The following is a 19181-nucleotide window of genomic DNA, read 5'->3' as shown; positions in this document are numbered from 1 at the left end:
CCGACATTTCTGGGGGTAATTCGTCCAGGGCGTGACGGGGTCAACCGCGCTGCCGCCAGAGCAGCCGGGCGCGCCAGGCCAGTGGGGACGAACTACCCGGTATTCCCATGTCCCGGAGAATGTTCAACATGAGCAGCGTGATCAACGATGGTGGCAGCCCGTCCTACGGGCGAGCGCCGTTCTTTTCCAAGGAAGCGACCTACGCCAAACCGGGATTTTCCCGTTGGATGGTCCCGCCCGCCGCGCTGGCGGTGCACCTCTGCATTGGCCAGGCCTATGCTTTCTCGGTATTCAATGCCCCCCTTTCCAAGGTCATCGGTATTTCCGAATCCGCGCCTGACGACTGGAAACTGACCACGCTGGGTTGGATTTTCTCGCTGGCCATTTTCTTCCTCGGCATTTCCGCCGCCTTCGCCGGCAAATGGCTGGAACGCGTGGGCCCGCGCAAGACCATGTTCACGGCGGCCTGCTGCTTCGGCGGCGGTTTCCTGGTTTCGGCCCTCGGGGTCTATACGCACCAGATCGTGCTGCTCTACCTCGGCTACGGCGTGCTCGGGGGGATCGGGCTCGGCCTCGGCTATGTCTCGCCGGTCTCCACGCTGATCCGCTGGTTCCCGGACCGCCGCGGCATGGCCACCGGCATGGCCATCATGGGCTTCGGCGGCGGCGCGATGATCGCCGCGCCGCTGTCCGTGGCGCTGATGAACACCTTCAAGAGCGCCACCTCGGTCGGCGTGACCCAGACCTTCCTGGTCATGGGCGTGGGCTATTTCATCTCGATGACCATCGGCTCGCTGGCCATCCGCGTCCCGCCGCCCGGCTGGAAGCCCGCTGGCTGGACCCCGCCGGTCACCACCAACAAGATGATCACGCGTAACCACGTGCACATCGACCAGGCGCTGAAAACGCCCCAGTTCTACCTGCTGTGGGTGGTGCTGTTCCTGAACGTGACCGCCGGCATCGGCGTGCTCGGCCAGGCTTCGCTGATGATCCAGGAAAGCTTCAAGGGCTCGGTCACCCCGGCTGCCGCCGCGGGCTTCGTGGGCCTGCTGTCGCTGTTCAACATGGGCGGCCGCTTCTTCTGGGCCTCGTCGTCGGACTGGATCGGCCGCAAGAACACCTATTTCGTGTTCTTCGCGCTGGGTGCCGTGCTGTACTGGCTGGTGCCGCAACTGGGTGGCGCCGGCAGCATCGCGCTGTTCGTGCTGGCCTACTGCGTCATCATGTCGATGTACGGCGGCGGCTTCGCCACCATCCCGGCCTACCTGGCCGACATGTTCGGCACGGCCTACGTGGGCGGCATCCATGGCCGTCTGCTGACCGCCTGGGCCGCCGCCGGCATCGCCGGTCCGGTGCTGGTGAACTACATCCGCGAATACCAGGTGGCGCACGGCGTGACCGGTGGCGCGGCGTACACGATGACGCTGCACATCATGGCCGCCCTGCTGGTTATCGGCTTCCTGGCCAACCTGCTGGTCTCGCGCGTCAGCGAGAAGCACCACATGAGCGACGCCGACGTGGCCGGCATGGCCGGTGTGGCGGGCGGCGCGCACTAAGTATCTAGAACGGAGTCATCCATGGAAAACCAATCTCTCAACGCGCAACCGACCAATACGGGTCTGCTGGCGGTGTTCTGGCTCTATGTGCTGGTGCCGCTGGTCTGGGGGGTGTCCAACACCATCACCCAGGCGCTGAAGCTGTTCCACTAATACCGGACAGCCAGTGACTCAGTGACGGAAGGGCCGCGGCAACGCGGCCCTTTTCATTTCCTCCTACACTTGTCGGGTTGCCCCGCGCGGGGCCCGTTCCTTTCTTTCCACCCAGTTGAATGGAGTCGCCATGAAGATCGATCTATCGGGCAAGACCGCCCTCGTCACGGGTTCCACGGCCGGCATCGGCTTTGCCACGGCCAAGGGGCTCGCCGAGGCCGGCGCGCGCGTCATCGTCAACGGCCGCAGCAGCGCCAGCGTGGAACAGGCGCTGGCCAAGCTGAAAGCCGCCGTGCCAGACGCCCAGGCGGTAGGCTTTGCCGGCGATCTGGTCGATGCGGCGGTGTGCGACAAGCTCGTCGGCACCCATCCCGACCTCGACATCCTCGTGAACAACCTCGGCATCTTCCAGCCGCAGGACTTCTTCGACATCCCCGACAGCGAATGGACGCGCTTCTTCGACGTCAACGTGCTGACCGGCGTGCGGCTCTCGCGCGCCTACGCCCAAGGCATGGCCACCCGGAAATGGGGCCGGATCGTGTTCATCGCGTCGGAGTCCGGGATCAATATCCCGGTGGAAATGATCCACTATGGGGTCACCAAGACCGCCCAGCTGGCCATCTCGCGTGGGCTGGCCAAGCGGCTGGCGGGCACCGGCGTGACGGTCAACGCGGTGCTGCCGGGGCCGACGCTGTCCGAAGGGGTGGAGGCAATGCTCAAGGACGAGATTGCCAAGACCGGCAAGAGCGCCGAGGAAGTGGCGGCCGACTTCGTCAAGGCGCACCGCAGCTCGTCGCTGATCCAGCGCGCGGCCACGGTGGAGGAAGTGGCCAATATCATCGTCTACGCGTGCTCGAAGCAGGCATCGGCCACCACCGGCGCGGCGCTGCGGGTGGATGGCGGCGTGGTCGATACGATCATCTGAGGCCGCCCGCCCCCAGCAATTCCACCGCACGCGCCAGCACCGGCGACGGGTTCCCCGGATGCCAGATCGCCGAGTACTGCGCGTGCGCCGGCGCCCCGGTGAGCGGCTTGAGCACCACACCGGGCACCGCCGCCGTGCCGAGCGTGCGCGGCACCAGCGCCACGCCCCGGCCCAGCGCCACCAGGCTGATGACGGACAGCAGGTGCTTGGCGTAGTGGCGGAAGTTCGGGCTGAAGCCGCCGGCCAGGCAGGTGGCCGCCGTCAGGTCGAAGTAGCCCGGCGCGCTCTCCCGGGGAATCACGATGAACGGCTCGTCGGCCAGCGCCGCCACGTCGATCTTCGCCCGACCGGCCAGCCGGTGCGTGGCGGGCAGCGCCGCCGCCAGCGGCACACTGGCCACGAGGTGCGCCGCCATCTCGCCCACCCCCATCGGCACCTGCGCGAAGCCCAGGTCGATGCGGTCCTTGCGCAGCGCCTCCACCTGCTCTGACGAGCCCATCTCCTCCCACACCGTTTCCACGCCCGCCAGTTCGCGATGCAGCCGGGCGAACAGCGCCTCGATGCCGATGTAGACCACTGCCGCCACGAAGCCGATGCGCAGCGTGCCGGTCTCGCCCTGCTGTGCGCGCCGCACCACCTGCAAGGCCACCTCGGCCTGATTCAGGATGCGCCGCGCCTCCTGCACCAGCGCCGCGCCGGCCGGCGTCAGCCGCACACTGCGCTTGTTGCGGTCGAACAGCATCACGCCAAGCTGTTCCTCGAGCTGCTGGATGTGCTTGGTCAGCGGCGGCTGCGAGATGCGCAGCCGCTCCGCCGCGCGGCCGAAATGCAGTTCCTCCGCCAGCGCCATGAACATGCGCAGGTCCCGAATCTCCATCGTCGCTTTCATGCTTCCCGCCCCTTGCGTGCGCCACCGGACAGCGGCGCCAGTCATTCTATTTTGGAATCAGTCTGTTCCCAAAAATATATTGGACGCATCCAAACGCCATTTGCACAATGGCCGGATTCCAAGACAACCCTACAATTCCGGAGACAGGCGCAATGCCCCGCATCCCCAACCTGGCGCTGGACGCCATGACCCCTGCCCAGCGCGCCGTGCACGACACCATTGCCGGCGGCCCGCGCGGTGGCGTCCGCGGACCGCTGGCGGTCTGGCTGCAACGCCCCCAGCTCGCCGCCACCGCCCAGGCGCTGGGCCAGTACTGCCGCTACGACTCCTCCCTGCCGCCGCGCCTGTCCGAGCTGGCCATCCTCTGCATGGCCCGCGCCTGGCGTGCCGAATACGAGTGGTACGCCCACAAGCCGTTGGCGCTGAAGGCCGGCGTGCAGCCTGAGGTGGTCGAAGCCATCCGCACCGGCCGCACCCCGGCTTTCGCCAACGAGGACGAGGCCGTGGTCCATGCCGTGATGCAGAGCCTCGACCAGACGCGCCGCATTCCCGACACGCTCTACAAGCACGCCATCGACGTGCTCGGCCAGGACGGCGTGGTGGACCTCGTCGGCCTCGCCGGCTACTACACGCTGATCTCGATGACCATCAACGCGTTCGAGGTGGTGCCGCCCGAAGGCACGCCCAGCGAACTCGATCCGCTCTGAACAGGAATCCCGAAACATGTCATCCACATCGTCCAAGAGACTCGAAGGCAAAGTCGTCATCGTGACCGGCGCGGGCTGCGTCGGCCCGGGCTGGGGCAACGGCCGCGCCGTTGCCGTGCGGTTTGCCGAGGAAGGCGCGCACATCTTCGCTGTGGACAAGAGCGCCGACGCCATGGCCGAAACCCTGGAGCGCGTGCGCGCCATCGACGGCGACGTGGAAGCCCATTGCTGCGACGTGACCGACGCCGCCGCGGTCAACGCCATGGTCGATGCCTGTATCGCCCGCTTCGGCCGGGTGGACGTGCTGGTCAACAACGTGGGCGGCTCGGCCAAGGGCGGCCCCGTGGAACTGAGCGAGGAGACCTGGGACGCCCAGCTCGACTTCAACCTCAAGAGCGTGTTCCTGACCTGCAAGGCCGTGCTGCCGCACATGGAGGCACAGGGCGGCGGCGCCATCGTCAACACCGCGTCCACCTCCGGCATCCGCTGGACTGGCGCCGCGCAGGTGGGCTACGCCTCGGCCAAGGCCGCCGTGATCCAGTTTTCGCGCGTGGTGGCCGTGCAGTACGCCCCGAAACGCGTACGCGTGAACACCGTGATTCCCGGCCAGATGCATACGCCGATGGTCGAAGCCCGCCTGGCCGGCCAGCGCGCCGGCGGCAACGTGGACGCGCTGCTGGCCCAGCGCCAGGCCCGCATCCCGCTCGGTTTCATGGGCGACGGGCGCGACACCGCCAACGCAGCCCTGTTTCTCGCCTCGGACGAAGCACGCTTCGTCACCGGCACCGAGATCGTCGTCGATGGCGGGATGAGCGTGCGCTGCGACTGAGCGACAAGACGCGCCGCATATAAAAACAGATAGAGGAGACACCCGCTCATGGCATCGACACCGCGCGCCGCCGCTTCCCGGCGACGCATCCTGCTGGCCACGTTCCTGGCGGCCAGCCTCGGCCTTCCCTCTTTCGCGCAGGCCGCCCAGGCCGACACCTACCCCGACAAGCCGATCCGCATGGTCGTGGCGTTCTCGCCGGGCGGCCCCACCGACATCATCGCCCGCGTGATCGCGCGCAAGCTTGGCGAGCGGCTGGGCCAGCAGGTCGTGGTCGAGAACCGGCCCGGCGCGGGCGGCAATATCGCGGCGGAGCAGGTCGCCAAGTCCGCCGCGGACGGCTACACGCTGCTCTACAACAGCTCGTCGATCGCCATCTCGCCGGCGCTGTTCCAGAAGCCCGCGCTGAATCCGACCGAGATCTTCACGCCGGTGGCGTACGTGGCCACGGTGCCGCTGGTGGTGATCGTCAACGCCGCCTCGCCGATCCGCACGCCCAAGGACTTCCTCGCACAACTGAAGGCGCGGCCCGGGCAGATGAGCTTCGGCTCGTCCGGCAACGGCACCATCGACCACCTGACCAGCGTGCTGTTTGCCGCGCGCACGGGCACGCAGTTCAACCATATCCCCTACAAGGGCAACGCCGCCGCGCTGCCAGACCTGCTTTCCGGCCGGCTGGACTTCATGATGTCCGGCAGCCTCAACGCCGCGCTGCCGTTCATCCAGGACGGCAGGCTGCGCGCGATTGCGGCCACCACGGCGCGGCGCGTCTCCGTGCTGCCCGATGTGCCCACGCTGGCCGAAACCATCGCGCCCGGGTTCGACTCCGGCACGTGGCAGGGCATCGTGGCGCCGCGCGGCCTGCCCACTACCGTCGTTACACGGATTCACCGCGAGGTGGCCGCCGTATTGAAGGACCCCGACACGCTCGCCGCGCTGCACGCGCAGGGCGCCGAAGCCACCGGCGGCACGCCAGAGCAGTACGGCGCGCTGATCCGCAACGAATATGCGCGCTGGACCCGCGTGGTCAAGGAAACCGGCGCGCGCTCCGACTGACACCAATATGCCGACTTCTGCCGCCAGCACCTCGGGCATCTGGGACTGCCACTTCCATATCTTTGGCCCCTACGACGCCCATCCGCTGCCACCCAACCCCATCTACACGCCGCCGCCCGCGCCGTTTGCCGAGATCCGGGCGATCCACGCCGCGCTCGGCATCGCCCATGGCGTGATCGTGCAGGGCGCCTGCTATGGCAACGATCACAGCGCGCTGCTTGCCGCGCTGGATACGACCGACGGGGCCTATCGCGGCATTGCGACCATCGATCCCGATATCGACGAAGCCCAGCTTGCCGACATGGCGGCGCGCGGTGTACGGGGCATCCGCCTCGGCCTGATGTCCCACCTCGGCGGCGCGCCGGACATGGGCCAGATGCGCGCCGTGCTGGAGCGGATTCGCCCGTACGGCTGGCACGCGCTGCTACACGGCCAGATCGACGATGTACTGGGCGCGCTCGCGGTGCTGGCCCCGCTGGGCGTACCGCTCGTGATCGACCACATGGCACGCGTGCAGGCGCGCGACGGCGTGGCCTATGCCAGCTTCGCGCGGCTCCAGGAGACCCTCGCCCTGCCCCACCTGTGGATCAAGCTCTCCGGGCCTGACCGCATCACCGACGGCATCGCGCCCTATCTCGATGCCGTGCGCGTGGCGCGCGCCCTGCTGGACACCGCGCCGGACCGCGCGATCTGGGGCACCGACTGGCCGCACCCGAACATCCGCTATCCCCGGCCCGACGAGGCGCAACTGCTGGCCTGGATTCGCGCGCTGTGCGGCGACGCCGCCACCGCCGACGCCGTGCTGCGCCACAACCCCGCCCGGCTCTATGCCTGAAACAGGAACCCCCATGCACGACAACGACCGCATGCCCATCGGCCGCTATCCGGACGCCGCCGTCCAGGTCCTGCAGCCCGCCTTCGAGCACTACCGCCTGGTGCTGGCCGCCGTGGAGCGCATCGCCACCGGCGGGCGCTGGAACGAAGGCCCGGTCTGGTTCGGCGATGGCCGCTACCTGCTCTGGAGCGATATCCCGAACAACCGCATCATGAAGTGGGAGGAAGAAACCGGCGCGGTAAGCGTGTTCCGCGCGCCCTCCGGCCATGCGAACGGCAACACGCGTGACCGCCAGGGCCGCCTGATCACCTGCGAGCACGGTGGCCGCCGCATCACGCGCACCGAGTATGACGGGCGCATCACGGTGCTGATTGACAGCGTCGACGGCAAGCCGCTCAACTCGCCCAATGACGTGGTGGTGAAGTCCGACGGCTCGATCTGGTTCACCGATCCGCCGTTCGGCATCGCCGGCTACTACCAGGGCGAGCGCGCGCAAGCCGAGCAGCCGGAGCGCATCTACCGCTTCGATCCCGCTACCGGCACCGCCACCGTGATGGCCGACGACGTCAGCGGGCCGAACGGCCTGGCCTTCTCGCCCGACGAATCCACGCTGTACGTGATCGAATCGCGCGCCCGCCCGCGCCGCATCCGCGCCTTCCAGGTCAGCGGCGACGGCAGCCGGCTCGGCGAGTCGCGCGTGCTGGTCGATGCCGGCCCCGGCACGCCGGACGGCTTCCGCGTGGACGTGGACGGCAACCTCTGGTGCGGCTGGGGCATGGGCACGCCGGAACTGGACGGCGTGCGCGTGTTCTCGCCACAGGGCGAGGCCATCGGCCATATCTCGCTGCCCGAGCGCTGCGCCAACCTCTGCTTCGGCGGGCGGCATCGCAACCGGCTGTTCATGGCGTCCTGCACGTCGATCTATTCGCTGTACGTCAACACGCAAGGCGCCGTGGGCGGCTAGACCCGCGCGCCACCGACCCTGTCAATCTGGAGGAGACCCCCATGCGCATCCGCATGCTTGCCCCGGCGTTCGCGCTCGCGGCCCTGGCCACGCTGGCCACCCTTGCCACTGCACCCGTCGCCCACGCGGCGCCCATCACGCGGCTCGTTGTCGCATTCCCGGCCGGCGGCCCTGCTGATTCGCTGGCGCGCGCCATCTCGCGCCAGCTGGAACTCGAACTCAAGCAGACCGTCGTCATCGACAACCGCCCCGGCGCCAACGGCGCCATCGCGGCGAGCTTCGTGGCGAAGTCGCCCACCGATGGCTCGGTGCTGTTCCTGACCAGCGCCGGGGCCATCGTCATCAACCCGTCGCTCTACGCCAGCCTGCCCTACAACCCGCAGAAGGACTTGACGCCGATCTCGCTGGTGGTGAACACGCCCGAAGTGCTGGTCGTGAAGCCCGACGCGCCCGCCGCCAACGCTGCGGCATTCGTCAAGCAGGCGCAGCAGGCGGCCAAGCCGCCGAGCCTGGCCTCCACCGGCGTCGGCAGCATGCCGCATATGACCATCGAATTGTTCAAGGCAGCCACGCGTGTGAACTTCCTGCACGTGGCCTACAAGGGCGCCGCGCCGGCCATCACCGACACGCTCGGCGGTCAGGTGGATGCGTTCTTTGGCGATGCGTCCGGGCTGATGCCGTTCATCACCAGCAAGCGGCTGCGGCCGATTGGCGTGGCGGCGCCGAAGCGGCTCGGCTTCCTGCCCGATGTGCCGACGCTCGGCGAGCTGGGCATCGCCAACGTAGAGGCCAGCAACTGGTACGGGATGATGGGGCCAGCCGGCACGCCGCCTGATGTGGTGAAGCGCGTGAACGCGGCCCTGCGCCGCACGCTGGACAACCCCGGCGTGCGCACAAACCTTGAACAACTTGGTCTGGTCCCCGCCCCTGGCAGCGCCGCCGAGTTCACCACGCTGATCCGCAACGACACCGCCAAGTGGGGCCGCGTGGTCAAGGAACACAACATCCACGGAGAATGACATGAGCACGATGACGCTGTACTGGTCGCCCCGCTCGCCGTTCGTGCGGCGCGTGATGGTGACCGCGCACGAACTGGGCATCGCCGACCGCATCCGCTGCACGGACGCCGTGGTGGCCATGACCGCCTGCAACGCAGACGTGATGGGCGTGAACCCGCTCAACAAGATCCCGACGCTGGTGCTGGAGGACGGCGGCGTGCTGTCCGAATCGACGCTGATCTGCGAATACCTCGCTGCCGGCTCGGCGCTGGTGCCGCAGGAGCGCGCGGCCCGCCTGCGCGCGCTGCGCTGGCACGGCATCGGCCATGGGCTGACCGATCTGCTGGTCTTGTGGCGCAACGAGCGGCTACGCCCGACGGCGCAGCAATCGGCACCCATCCTTGACGCCTGGGCCGCCAAGCTGGCGGCGACACTGGCGGTGCTCGACGGCGAAGCGGCCACCTTGCGCGAGTCAGCCGTATCGCTCGGGCATGTCGCCATCGGCTGCGCGCTGGGCTATCTCGACTTCCGCTTTCAGGAACGTGACTGGCGCGCGCAGGCGCCAGCGCTGGCGCAATGGTTCGCCACATTCGACCAGCGCGCGTCGATGCGCGAGACCGTGCCGTCAGTTTGACGCGCTGCCCCTCTCCCCCGGCCCCTCTCCCGCAAGCGGGCGAGGGGAGCAAACCGGCGGTGTTCCTCCCCTCTCCCTCCGGCCCCTCTCCCGCAAGCGGGCGAGGGGAGCAAACCGGCGGTGTTCCTCCCCTCTCCCTCCGGCCCCTCTCCCGCAAGCGGGCGAGGGGAGCAAACCGGCGGTGTTCCTCCCCTCTCCCTCCGGGAGAGGGGCCGGGGGAGAGGGCGGGCACCTCAAGCGAAGTCCGGGGTCAAGCCGCGTCGGTACTCCACGACCGGATCAGGTCGACCGTGCCGGCATCCGCCGCGCAGGCCGCTTCGCCGATCTCCCGGCCCCAGTAGCGCTCCGAGCCATCGGCCAGCCGCCACGCGTGCAGGCGGCGCGTGAACAGTTGCAGGTCGTATTCCTCGGTCACGCCCATCGCCCCGTGCACGGCGTGGGCGCTGCCGGTCACCGGGGTCACCGCCTCGCTGGCATTGAGCTTGCCCACCGCTGCGCGCATGCGGTCCGGCCAGGCGTCGTCCGACGCGCACGCGATCTGCGCTGCCACGCGCGCCGCCGCCACCTGCTCGGCCATCACGCTGACCTGATGCTGGATCGCCTGGAACTTGCCAATAGGCCGCCCGAACTGCGCGCGGTCGTTGGCATACTGCAAGGTCATGTCGAAGACGCGCGCCATCGCGCCGGCCATCTGCGCGGCGTGCAGGCAGGCGCCCAACGGGCGCAGCAGCCCCGGCGCCAGCGGAAAGGTCGTTGACGGGGAGCGGCCGATGGAGACCGTCAGGTCGCCGTGCACGCCGGTCTCGGATACGTCCGCTGCCTCGCGGGCGACCAGCGCGCCCTGACCGCCGTCCTGCACGACGAACCACGCGGCAGTCGCCCCACCCGGCGCATGGGTACGCGGCGCGCCGTCAAACGTCGCCAGCGCGATCGGCCCTTCCGGCAATTCGATGCCGGCCCGGTGCAGCACGGCCCGCGCGAACATCGTCTGCGCGAGCGGCAACGGCATCGCGTGCCAGCCCATCGTAAAGAACAGCGGGGCGACGTCCGCCAGCGAGAGCCCCGCGCCACCGGCGTCCTCGGGCAGCAGGCAGTCCGCAAAGCCGCTGTCGCGCAGCACGTTCCACAGCGACGCCGCGCCCTGCCCCGCTTCCACGGCGCGCACATGCGCCGGCGTGCAGTGGTCGCGCAGCAGGGCCGTCAGCGCGTCGGAATAGGCGTTATCCATCTCGAAACTCCTTCAGCGCAGGCCAAGCCCGCGCGCGATCATGCCGCGCAGGATCTCGCGGGTGCCGCCCCGCAGCGAATAGGTCGGCGAAATCTGGCTGACGTAGGCCGCCGTGCGATACAGCGCCGTGTCGGCGGCCAGTTCCGGATCCTCCCCGAGCGCCGCTTCGGCCAGCGCGCCCACCGACTGCTCCAGCTCGGTGCCGAGGTCCTTGACCAGCGCGGCCTCCACCAGCGGGCTTTCCCCGGCGGCGAGCCGCGCCGTCACCGCCAGCGACATCGCGCGCAGCGTGGCGAGCCGGCCGACCAGCCGCCCGACGGTGACCGTGTCGCGCCGGATCGACGGCAGCCGGCGCAGCGCGGCAATCCATGCATCGAGCAGCACCACGCTCGAATAGAGCCGCTCCGGGCCACTACGCTCGAAAGCCAGCTCCGCGTTGACCTGCTCCCAGCCCGCGCCTTCCTGCCCCACCAGCGCATCGGGCGGCAGGGTCACATCCTCGAAGCTCACTTCCGAGAAATGCGCGTCGCCAGCCAGGTCGTGGATCGGCCGGATCGTGATGCCCGGCGCGGCAAGGTCCACGATGACCTGGGACAGGCCCTTCTGGCGGTCGCCCACCTCGCCCGAGGTGCGCACCAGCGCCAGCATGTACTGGCAGCGGTCGGCATTGGTCGTCCAGATCTTGCGGCCGTTCAGCCGCCAGCCGCCTTCCGGCAGCGGCACCGCGCGCGTGCTGACGCTGGCGAGATCGGAGCCGGCGTTCGGCTCGCTCATGCCGATGCAGAAGAACGCCTCGCCGCGGCAGATACGCGGCAGGTAGAAGGCGCGCTGGGCGTCGTTGCCGTAGCGCAGGATCAGCGGCCCGCTCTGCCGGTCTGCGATCCAGTGCGCGGAGACCGGCGCGCCGCATGCCAGCAGTTCCTCCACGAGCACGAAGCGCGAAAAGGCGTCGAGCCCGGCGCCGCCGTACGCCGCCGGCAGCGTGATCCCCACCCAGCCGCGCCGCGCCAACGCACGGCTGAAGCTGGCGTCGAAGCCCATCCACGAGCGCGCGCGCACATCGGGCGGCAGCGCGGGCAGATGTTCGGCGAGGAAGGCCTTGACCTCGGCACGGAAGGCCGCAGCCTGCGGCGGCAGCGCCGTGAGCTGGAACGTTGCGAACAGCGCACTCACATCGAACTCCTGTTTCAGTCCAGCGTGACGCCGGAATCCTTGACCACCTTGCGCCAGCGATCCAGCTCCTGGGCCACGTACTTGCCGTAGGCCTCGGGGCTGGTCCCGCGCGGCTCGGCGCCCTGCGCGGCCAGGCTGGCACGTACCTCGGGCGCGGCCAGCGCCTTCAGCGTGGCGGCATTGAGCTTCTTGACGATCTCGGGCGGCGTCTTGGCCGGCACCATCATGCCCTGCCAGGCGCCCACCTCGAAGCCCGGCATGACGGTTTCGGCCACGGTCGGCACGTCCGGCAGTTGCGAGCTGCGCGTGAGGCTGGTCACCGCCAGCGCCTTCATGCGCTTGTCGCGGATGAACGGCAGCGACGAGTTGATCGTGTCCGTCATGAACTGCACCTGTCCGCCGGCAAGGTCGGTCAGGGCCGGCGCGCTGCCCTTGTAGGGTGCGTGGACCGCGTCCAGCCCGTTGGCCTGCAGGAACAGGAAAGCGGCCAGATGCGTGACATTACCGTTGCCGGCCGACCCGTAGGTCATCTTGCCGGGGTTGGCCTTGAGCCAGCTGACGAACTCGGCCACGGTGTTCGCAGGCACCTTCGCGTTCACCTCCAGCACCAGCGGCACCATGGCGGTCATCGCCACCGGCGCGAAGTCGCGCTTCACGTCGTAGGGCAGCTTCTTGTACAGCGCCGGACTCAGTGCGATGGACGAGGTGTTGTACAGCACCGTGTAGCCATCGGCGGGCGCCTTGGCGACCATCTCGCCGCCGATATTGCCGTTGGCGCCGGGGCGGTTGTCCACCACCACCTGCTGGCCAAGGTCTTCCGACATCTTCTTGGCGATCACGCGCGAGACGAGGTCGGTCGGGCCGCCCGGCGGGAACGGCACCACGAGCTTGATCGGATGATCGGGAAATTCCGCCGCGTGCGCCGGCATGGCGGCCGGCGCGCAGACCAGCGCGGCGACGGCGCAGACGCGTCGCAGCGTGGGGTGATGCCTGGCATTTTTGCTCTGAACTGGCATGTTGTCTCCTCCTGTGAATGCGTGGGGGCCGCCGCCGGCAGGCTAGCGGCCTGCCAGCAGGCGGCGCGCGGTGTAGGTCATCACCAGCTCGTTGCGCTGGTTGAAGACCTCGATGCTCGAATCCACCACCGCGCGGCCGCTCTTCGACGTCGGGCGGATGCCGGTCACGGTCACGGTGGCGCGGATCGTGTCGCCTACCACCACCGGGCCGTGGATCTTCTGCGTCAGTTCCAGCATCGCCAGCCCGGTGCCCTGGATCATGGTCTGCAGGATGAAGCCTTCGATCAGCGCGTAGGTCAGCGCGGCCGGCACCGGGCGGCCCTGGATCGCACCGCCCTCGTAGCCGGCTTCGATGAAGATGGCCTCCAGCATGCCGGTGGTGGAGATGAAGTTGACCAGATCGGTCTCCGTCACGGTGCGGCGGAAGGTCTCGAAAACCTGCCCGACCTCGATGTCCTGCCAGTAGTAGCCCTGCCCGAGGCGCTTGGGCTGTGCTTGGGTCATGTTCGTCTCCTTGTGGATCTTCTTTGGAATGGGGGTATCAGCGCGGCTTGGCTGCGAACGCCGCGCCGTCGCGCGTCAGGGCGTCGATGTCCTGCGCGTCCAGCCCAGCCTCGCCGAGCACAGCGCGCGTGTGCTCGCCGAGCCGGGGCGGCAGCGCCGCACGGGCGCGCTCGCCGTCGAAGCGCACCGGCGCGCCCGGAAAGCGCAGCGTGCCCATCGACGGATCGCTGACCTGCTCGAAGAAGCCGGTGGCTTTCAAGTGCGGGTCATCAATCAGCTCGTCGAGGTCGTTCACGCGCGCCACAGGAATCTGGAGGCCCTCGCAGATCTCGATCCAGTCGTCCGTGGAGCGTTCCCTCACCAGTTCGCCGGTGATTTCGTAGAGGGTTTCGATATGGCGCGTACGCGCCGCGATGTCGGTGAAGCGCGCGTCGGCGGCCAGATCGTCGCGACCGGTGCTGCGGAAGAAGTCGCGCCAGTGCGCGTCGGTGTACGGCATCATGCAGACGTAGCCGTCGGCGGTCTGGTAGGGCCGGCGCAGCGGCGCCAGTACGCGCGGATAGCCGGCGGTGCCGCGCGGCGGCTCGAAATGCTGGCCGTAGAGGTGCTCGACCATATTGAAGGCCACCATCGACTCGAACATCGGCACTTCCACCATCGAGCCCTTGCCGCCCTGCCGCGCGCGCCCGGTGAGCGCCGCCGAGATCGACAGCGCCGCCACCAGCCCGCTGGTCTTGTCCGCTGCGATGGTCGGGAAGTAACGCACCGTGCCGGTCTGCGCGGCCATCAGCGCGGCATTGCCGGACAGGCCCTGGATGATGTCGTCGTACGCGGGGCGCCCGCCGTAGGGGCCATCCTCCGCAAAGCCCAGCAGGCTCACATAGACCAGTTGCGGATGCCGCGCCATCACGCTGGCGGGGTCCAGATCGAGCTTGGCCAGTTTCTGCGGCCGCATGCTGTGCATGAAGACGTCCGCCGTGGCCAGCAGCCGGTGCAGCGCGGCCTGCGCTGCGGGCAGCTTCAGGTTCAGCACCACGCTCTTCTTGCTGCGGTTCACGCCCAGGAAGATGGCCGACATGCCGTCTTCGGTGGCGGGGCCGGTGCGACGCGTGGAATCCCCCTCGGGCGGCTCCACCTTGATGACCTCGGCGCCCAGGTCGGCCAGCCACTGGCTGGCGTACGGGCCCATCACGACCGTGGACAGGTCTACCACGCGAATGCCTGACAGCGGCAGCATGGGCGTCTCCTTATATCTTTTGGCTTTGAGTGACGAGGTTACCGCTGGCGAACCCTTTCCGTCTAATATTAGTTTTTTAGGAACCGATATCGATTAGATATCACCATCTCGCCATGGACCTGCGCCAACTCCAGCAATTCGTCGTGCTCGCCGAAACCGGCAACTTCCACCGGGCGGCCGAGCGCCTGCATATGGCGCAGCCGCCGCTCTCGATCTCCATCCGCAAGCTGGAGGCGGATCTGGGCACGCCGCTGTTCGTGCGCACCACGCGCGGCGTGCGCCTCACGCAGGCCGGCGAGGCGGCGCTGGCCGATGCCCGGCGCGCGCTGTTCCACGCCGATCAGGCCCGGGCGGCTGCGCTCTCCGCCGCACATGGCGAGCGCGGCGCGCTGCGCGTCGGCTTTATCGGCTCGGCTACCTACGCGCTGCTGCCCCGGCTGATTCCGGCCTTCCGCGCGGCGCATCCCGGCATCGAACTGATCCTGCATGAGTCGACATCGGCCTCGATCCTGGACCGGCTCGAACGCGGGCAGGTGGATGCCGGCCTCGTGCGCTTCCCGATCCTGAGCGCCGGCCCCTTCACGCTGACGCCACTGGAGGAAGACACCTTCGTGGCCGCCGTGCCGGCCGACAGCCGCTTCGCCGCGCAGGAGTCCATCGCGCTCAAGGCACTGGCTGACGAGCCCTTCATCATGCATCCGAGCGCCGAGGTTCCCAACCAGCAGGCCGTGGCGATGCTGCTGTGCCAGCAGGCCGGATTCGTGCCGCGCGTGACGCAGGAGGCGGTGCAGGTGCAGACCATGGTCAGCCTGGTGGAAAGCGGCCTGGGCGTGGCGCTGGTGCCCGGCGTGACGGCCCGCTACACCAATCGGCGCGTGCGCTTCCTGCGGCTGTCGAGCCCCCGGCCCGCCGCGCGCATCGGCATTGCGCTGGCCACGCGCGAGGGCGCCGATGACCGCCACGTGCAGCACTTCACCACCGTGGCGCGGGGCATGATGCAGGACGGCTAGCGCCGTTCCGCAGCGCAGCACCGGTCATACAGGCCGTGCATGGCCGTAATGAAACTTGCGCCATGCGTGTCCGATTCACGTTGTGACCGGTGGCCGCCGCCCCTTACAGTCTGGCTTGCATCCCACGTCGTCAACCTCGGGAATCCAGCCAGTGAAGAAGCTTCTGATTGCAAATCGCGGCGAGATTGCGCTGCGTGTCCAACGGGCGGCCCAGGATCTTGGCATCGCCACGGTGGCCGTCTACGCCGCCGACGACGCCCAGTGCCGCCACCGCATGCTGGCCGACGAATCGGTGGCGCTACCGGGCAGCGGCCCGGCGGCCTACCTCGATATCGACGCGATGCTCGGCGCCGCGCGCGCCACCGGCGCCGATGCGATTCACCCCGGCTACGGCTTCCTGAGCGAGCGGGCCGACTTTGCGCAGGCGTGCGCCGATGCGGGCATCGTCTTCGTCGGCCCCACGCCCGAGCAGCTTGGGCTGTTCGGCGACAAGGGCCGCGCGCTGGCACTGGCGGCGCGCTGCGACGTGCCGGTCATGCCCGCCACGCCCGGTGGTGCCACGCTTGACGCCATCACGGCGTTCTTCCACGCCCAGCAAGGCAACGGGATCGTGCTGAAAGCCGTGGGCGGCGGTGGCGGGCGCGGCATGCGCATCGTGCGCGAGGCGGAGGCGCTCGCGGAAGCCTACGCGCGCTGCCGCTCGGAAGCGCGCAGCGCCTTCGGCGTGGACGAGATCTACGCGGAGCGGCTGGTCGAGCGCGCGCGCCATATCGAAGTGCAGATCGTGGGCGATGGGCGAGACGTGGTGGCGCTGGGCGAGCGCGACTGCACGCTGCAGCGGCGCTTCCAGAAGCTTGTAGAGATCGCCCCGAGCCCGGTGCTCACGGCGGGCCTGCGCGAGCGCATCCTCCACGCCGCCACGGTGATGGCGCGCGAGGTGGGCTATCGCAGCCTTGGGACGTTCGAGTTCCTCGTGGAGACCACGGAAGCCGGTGAGCCGCGCGGCTTCGTCTTTATCGAAGCGAACCCGCGCCTTCAGGTCGAGCACACGATTACCGAGCAGGTCACCGGCGTGGATCTGGTGGCGACGCAGCTTGCCCTCGCGCAGGGCCGCTCGCTGCGCGAGGCGGGGCTCGATCCGCAGGCGCCGCCCGCCCCGCGCGGCTACGCCATCCAGCTACGGATCAACGCCGAGGCCACCGACGCCCAGGGTCTCGCGCGGCCCGCGCAGGGCCGGCTCGAGCGCTTCGATCCGCCCAGCGGCCCGGACGTGCGCGTGGATACCCACGGCTACACCGGCTATGCCCCGCCGCCGGGCTATGACTCACTGCTGGCCAAGCTCATCGTCACCGCCGCCGCGCCGCGCTTCGACGACGCCGTGCGCCGACTGCGCCGCGCGCTGGCCGAGTTCCGCATCGACGGCGTGCCGACCAATATCGACCTGTTGCGGGCGCTGGTCGCGCGCGAGGACTTCGCCACCCAGCACGTGCATACGCGCCATTTCGAGGCGATCCTGCCAGAACTGCTGGAGCACGCGAGGCGCATCGCTGCCACGGCTGCCACCCGCGATGCCACCAGCGGCCAGCCCGCCGGCGTACCGGCCAGCGCGCTGGCTGCGGGCAGCGAGGCAGCACCCGGCGAAGGCCTCATCGCCATCCGCGCGCCGATGAACGGCCGTGTGGTCGAGATGCGCGTCAACGAGGACGCCATCGTGCAGCCGGGCCAGACCGTGGCCATCCTCGACGCCATGAAGATGGAGCACACCATCGTCGTCGAGGCCGCCGGCCGCGTGATCGACGTGCGCCTCGGCGCCGGCGCGCAGACCACCGAGAACCAGATCCTGCTGGTGCTGGAGCCGATGGAGACCACCGGTGCAGCGCAGCACCGCACCGCAGGCGCCGATCCGCGCGCCGTACGACCAGACCTGCAGCGCGTGTTCGACCGCGACGCCTTCCTCGCCGACGCCGCCCGCCCGGACGCCGTGGCCAAGCGCCATGCCCGTGCCCAGCGCACCGCGCGCGAGAACGTGGCGGACCTGTGCGATGCCGACAGCTTCGTCGAGTACGGCGCCTACGCGGTGGCGGCGCAGGCCAGCCGGCGCAGCGCCGAGGACCTGATCGCCAACACCCCTGCCGATGGCCTGATCACCGGCACGGGGCGCGTCAACGGCGCCCGCTTCGCACCCGAGGCAGCCCGCTGCGCGGTGCTGGCCTATGACGCCACCGTGCTGGCCGGCACGCAGGGCAAGCGCAACCACATCAAGACTGACCGCATCCTGCAAGTCGCCGCGGACCAGAAGCTGCCCACGGTGATCTTTGCCGAAGGCGGCGGCGGCCGGCCCGGCGATGTCGATTTCCCGACCGTGGCCGGGCTCTACCAGCCGTCGTTCGCGGCGTTCGCCAGCCTGAGCGGCGAGGTGCCGGTGATCGGCATCGCGGCGGGCCGCTGCTTTGCCGGCAATGCCGCACTGCTCGGCTGCTGCGACGTCATCATCGCCACACGCGACGCCAACATCGGCATGGCCGGCCCGGCGATGATCGAGGGCGGCGGGCTGGGGGTGTATCGCCCCGAGGACATCGGCCCCGCTGCCGTGCAGTTCCAGAACGGCGTGGTGGACCTGCTCGTCGACAACGAGGCCGCTGCCGTGCAGGCCGCCAAGCACTATCTGTCGATGTTCCAGGGCCGCACGCAGGACTGGCAGGCGCCCGACCCGCTGCTGCTGCGCGGCGTGGTGCCCGAGAACCGCCTGCGCGTCTACGACACGCGGGCGGCCATGCAGGGCATTGCGGACGTGGACAGCCTGCTCGAACTGCGCGCCGGCTACGGCACGGGCGTGCATACGGCGCTCGCGCGCATCGCGGGGCGCCCGGTCGGCATCGTCGCCAACAACCCGCGCCACCTCGGCGGCGCTATCGACGTGGACGCCGCCGACAAGGCCGCGCGCTTCATGCAACTGTGCGACACCCACGGGCTGCCCATCGTCTCGCTGATCGACACGCCGGGGTTCATGGTCGGCCCCGAGATCGAGGCGCGCGCGCAGGTGCGGCACGTGTCCCGCCTGTTCGTGCTTGGCGCCAAGCTGCGCGTGCCGTTCATGGCCGTGGTGCTGCGCAAGGGCTACGGACTCGGTGCGATGGCGATGGCAGCCGGCGGCTTCCGCGCGCCGGCCTTCACCATCTCGTGGCCCACCGGCGAGTTCGGCGGGATGGGGCTGGAGGGCGCCGTGCGGCTCGGCTTCCGCAAGGAACTGGAGGCGCTGCCCGAAGGCCCCGAGCGCGACGCGCTCTATCAACAGCTGGTAGCGCAAATGTACGAGCGCGGCCACGCGATCAACGCCGCCGCCGGGCTGGAGATCGACGCCGTGATCGATCCCGCCGAGACACGCCGCTGGCTGCTGGCAGGGCTGGAACCCGCCCCGCGCGACATCCCGCCGCGCCGCTATGTAGACGCCTGGTAACCCCCTGTTC

18 protein-coding genes are annotated in these 19181 nt (G+C 69.3%); 12 read left to right on the top strand and 6 right to left on the bottom strand.

The window, feature by feature from the left end:
• The first annotated feature begins 128 nt into the window (after positions 1-128).
• The 3 genes from BM115_RS13825 to BM115_RS13815 all read left to right on the top strand — a co-directional run bounded on the left by BM115_RS13825 (position 129) and on the right by BM115_RS13815 (position 2634).
• Positions 129-1556: an L-lactate MFS transporter gene (locus tag BM115_RS13825; protein WP_092295089.1), complete on the top strand. Its 1428-nt coding sequence runs from the start codon at positions 129-131 to the stop codon at positions 1554-1556.
• A 21-nt stretch (positions 1557-1577) separates the two neighbouring features.
• Positions 1578-1709: an MFS transporter small subunit gene (locus BM115_RS13820; RefSeq protein ID WP_092294702.1), complete on the top strand. Its 132-nt coding sequence runs from the start codon at positions 1578-1580 to the stop codon at positions 1707-1709.
• A 130-nt stretch (positions 1710-1839) separates the two neighbouring features.
• Positions 1840-2634, top strand: coding sequence for an SDR family NAD(P)-dependent oxidoreductase (locus BM115_RS13815; RefSeq protein ID WP_092294700.1), 795 nt, complete (start codon positions 1840-1842; stop codon positions 2632-2634).
• Here the strand turns inward: BM115_RS13815 and BM115_RS13810 are convergent.
• Positions 2627-3523, bottom strand: coding sequence for a LysR family transcriptional regulator (locus BM115_RS13810; protein ID WP_177219917.1), 897 nt, complete (start codon positions 3521-3523; stop codon positions 2627-2629). The genes BM115_RS13815 and BM115_RS13810 overlap by 8 nt on opposite strands.
• Before the next feature lie 152 nt (positions 3524-3675).
• On the opposite strand from BM115_RS13810, the gene BM115_RS13805 reads away from it, so the two are divergent.
• The 7 genes from BM115_RS13805 to BM115_RS13775 are packed head-to-tail and all read left to right on the top strand — an operon-like array spanning position 3676 to position 9546.
• Entirely contained in the window at positions 3676-4230 is a 555-nt protein-coding gene (locus BM115_RS13805) for a carboxymuconolactone decarboxylase family protein (RefSeq protein WP_092294696.1), read from the top strand.
• Between the two features lie 16 nt (positions 4231-4246).
• Positions 4247-5059, top strand: a complete 813-nt coding sequence (locus tag BM115_RS13800) for an SDR family NAD(P)-dependent oxidoreductase (RefSeq protein WP_092294694.1) — start codon at positions 4247-4249, stop codon at positions 5057-5059.
• Positions 5060-5107: 48 nt separating this feature from the next.
• Positions 5108-6115, top strand: coding sequence for a Bug family tripartite tricarboxylate transporter substrate binding protein (locus BM115_RS13795; RefSeq protein WP_092294692.1), 1008 nt, complete (start codon positions 5108-5110; stop codon positions 6113-6115).
• 7 nt (positions 6116-6122) lie between these two features.
• Complete coding sequence (locus tag BM115_RS13790; RefSeq protein WP_177219916.1) at positions 6123-6950, top strand: amidohydrolase family protein; 828 nt, start codon at positions 6123-6125, stop codon at positions 6948-6950.
• 13 nt (positions 6951-6963) lie between these two features.
• Positions 6964-7914: an SMP-30/gluconolactonase/LRE family protein gene (locus BM115_RS13785; RefSeq protein ID WP_092294688.1), complete on the top strand. Its 951-nt coding sequence runs from the start codon at positions 6964-6966 to the stop codon at positions 7912-7914.
• 41 nt (positions 7915-7955) lie between these two features.
• On the top strand, positions 7956-8933 hold the full coding sequence (locus tag BM115_RS13780; RefSeq protein ID WP_255370814.1) for a Bug family tripartite tricarboxylate transporter substrate binding protein: 978 nt from the start codon (positions 7956-7958) through the stop codon (positions 8931-8933).
• A 1-nt stretch (position 8934) separates the two neighbouring features.
• Positions 8935-9546, top strand: a complete 612-nt coding sequence (locus BM115_RS13775) for a glutathione S-transferase family protein (RefSeq protein WP_255370813.1) — start codon at positions 8935-8937, stop codon at positions 9544-9546.
• Between the two features lie 250 nt (positions 9547-9796).
• Here the strand turns inward: BM115_RS13775 and BM115_RS13770 are convergent, their stop codons facing one another.
• From BM115_RS13770 to BM115_RS13750, 5 genes are read right to left on the bottom strand one after another with little or no spacing between them, the layout of a single operon-like run.
• Entirely contained in the window at positions 9797-10774 is a 978-nt protein-coding gene (locus BM115_RS13770; RefSeq protein WP_092294686.1) for an acyl-CoA dehydrogenase family protein, read from the bottom strand.
• Between the two features lie 12 nt (positions 10775-10786).
• Positions 10787-11947: an acyl-CoA dehydrogenase family protein gene (locus BM115_RS13765; RefSeq protein WP_092294684.1), complete on the bottom strand. Its 1161-nt coding sequence runs from the start codon at positions 11945-11947 to the stop codon at positions 10787-10789.
• A gap of 14 nt (positions 11948-11961) precedes the next feature.
• Positions 11962-12963 carry a tripartite tricarboxylate transporter substrate binding protein gene (locus BM115_RS13760; RefSeq protein ID WP_092294682.1) on the bottom strand — a complete coding sequence of 334 codons (1002 nt, stop codon included), beginning with the start codon at positions 12961-12963 and terminating at the stop codon, positions 11962-11964.
• A gap of 42 nt (positions 12964-13005) precedes the next feature.
• Positions 13006-13467: a MaoC family dehydratase gene (locus tag BM115_RS13755; RefSeq protein WP_092294680.1), complete on the bottom strand. Its 462-nt coding sequence runs from the start codon at positions 13465-13467 to the stop codon at positions 13006-13008.
• A 37-nt stretch (positions 13468-13504) separates the two neighbouring features.
• Entirely contained in the window at positions 13505-14704 is a 1200-nt protein-coding gene (locus BM115_RS13750; protein ID WP_092294678.1) for a CaiB/BaiF CoA transferase family protein, read from the bottom strand.
• A 113-nt stretch (positions 14705-14817) separates the two neighbouring features.
• On the opposite strand from BM115_RS13750, the gene BM115_RS13745 reads away from it, so the two are divergent.
• Together BM115_RS13745 and BM115_RS13740 are read left to right on the top strand one after the other, a co-directional pair.
• Positions 14818-15714 (top strand): LysR family transcriptional regulator, encoded by an 897-nt coding sequence (locus tag BM115_RS13745; protein WP_092294676.1) that lies wholly within the window; start codon positions 14818-14820, stop codon positions 15712-15714.
• Between the two features lie 151 nt (positions 15715-15865).
• On the top strand, positions 15866-19171 hold the full coding sequence (locus tag BM115_RS13740; RefSeq protein ID WP_092294674.1) for an acetyl-CoA carboxylase family protein: 3306 nt from the start codon (positions 15866-15868) through the stop codon (positions 19169-19171).
• Positions 19172-19181: the final 10 nt, after the last annotated feature.

Source organism: Cupriavidus sp. OV096 (genome assembly GCF_900115455.1).
In the GTDB taxonomy this organism is placed as follows: Bacteria; Pseudomonadota; Gammaproteobacteria; order Burkholderiales; family Burkholderiaceae; genus Cupriavidus.
This window is presented reverse-complemented; position numbering and strand designations above follow the sequence as displayed.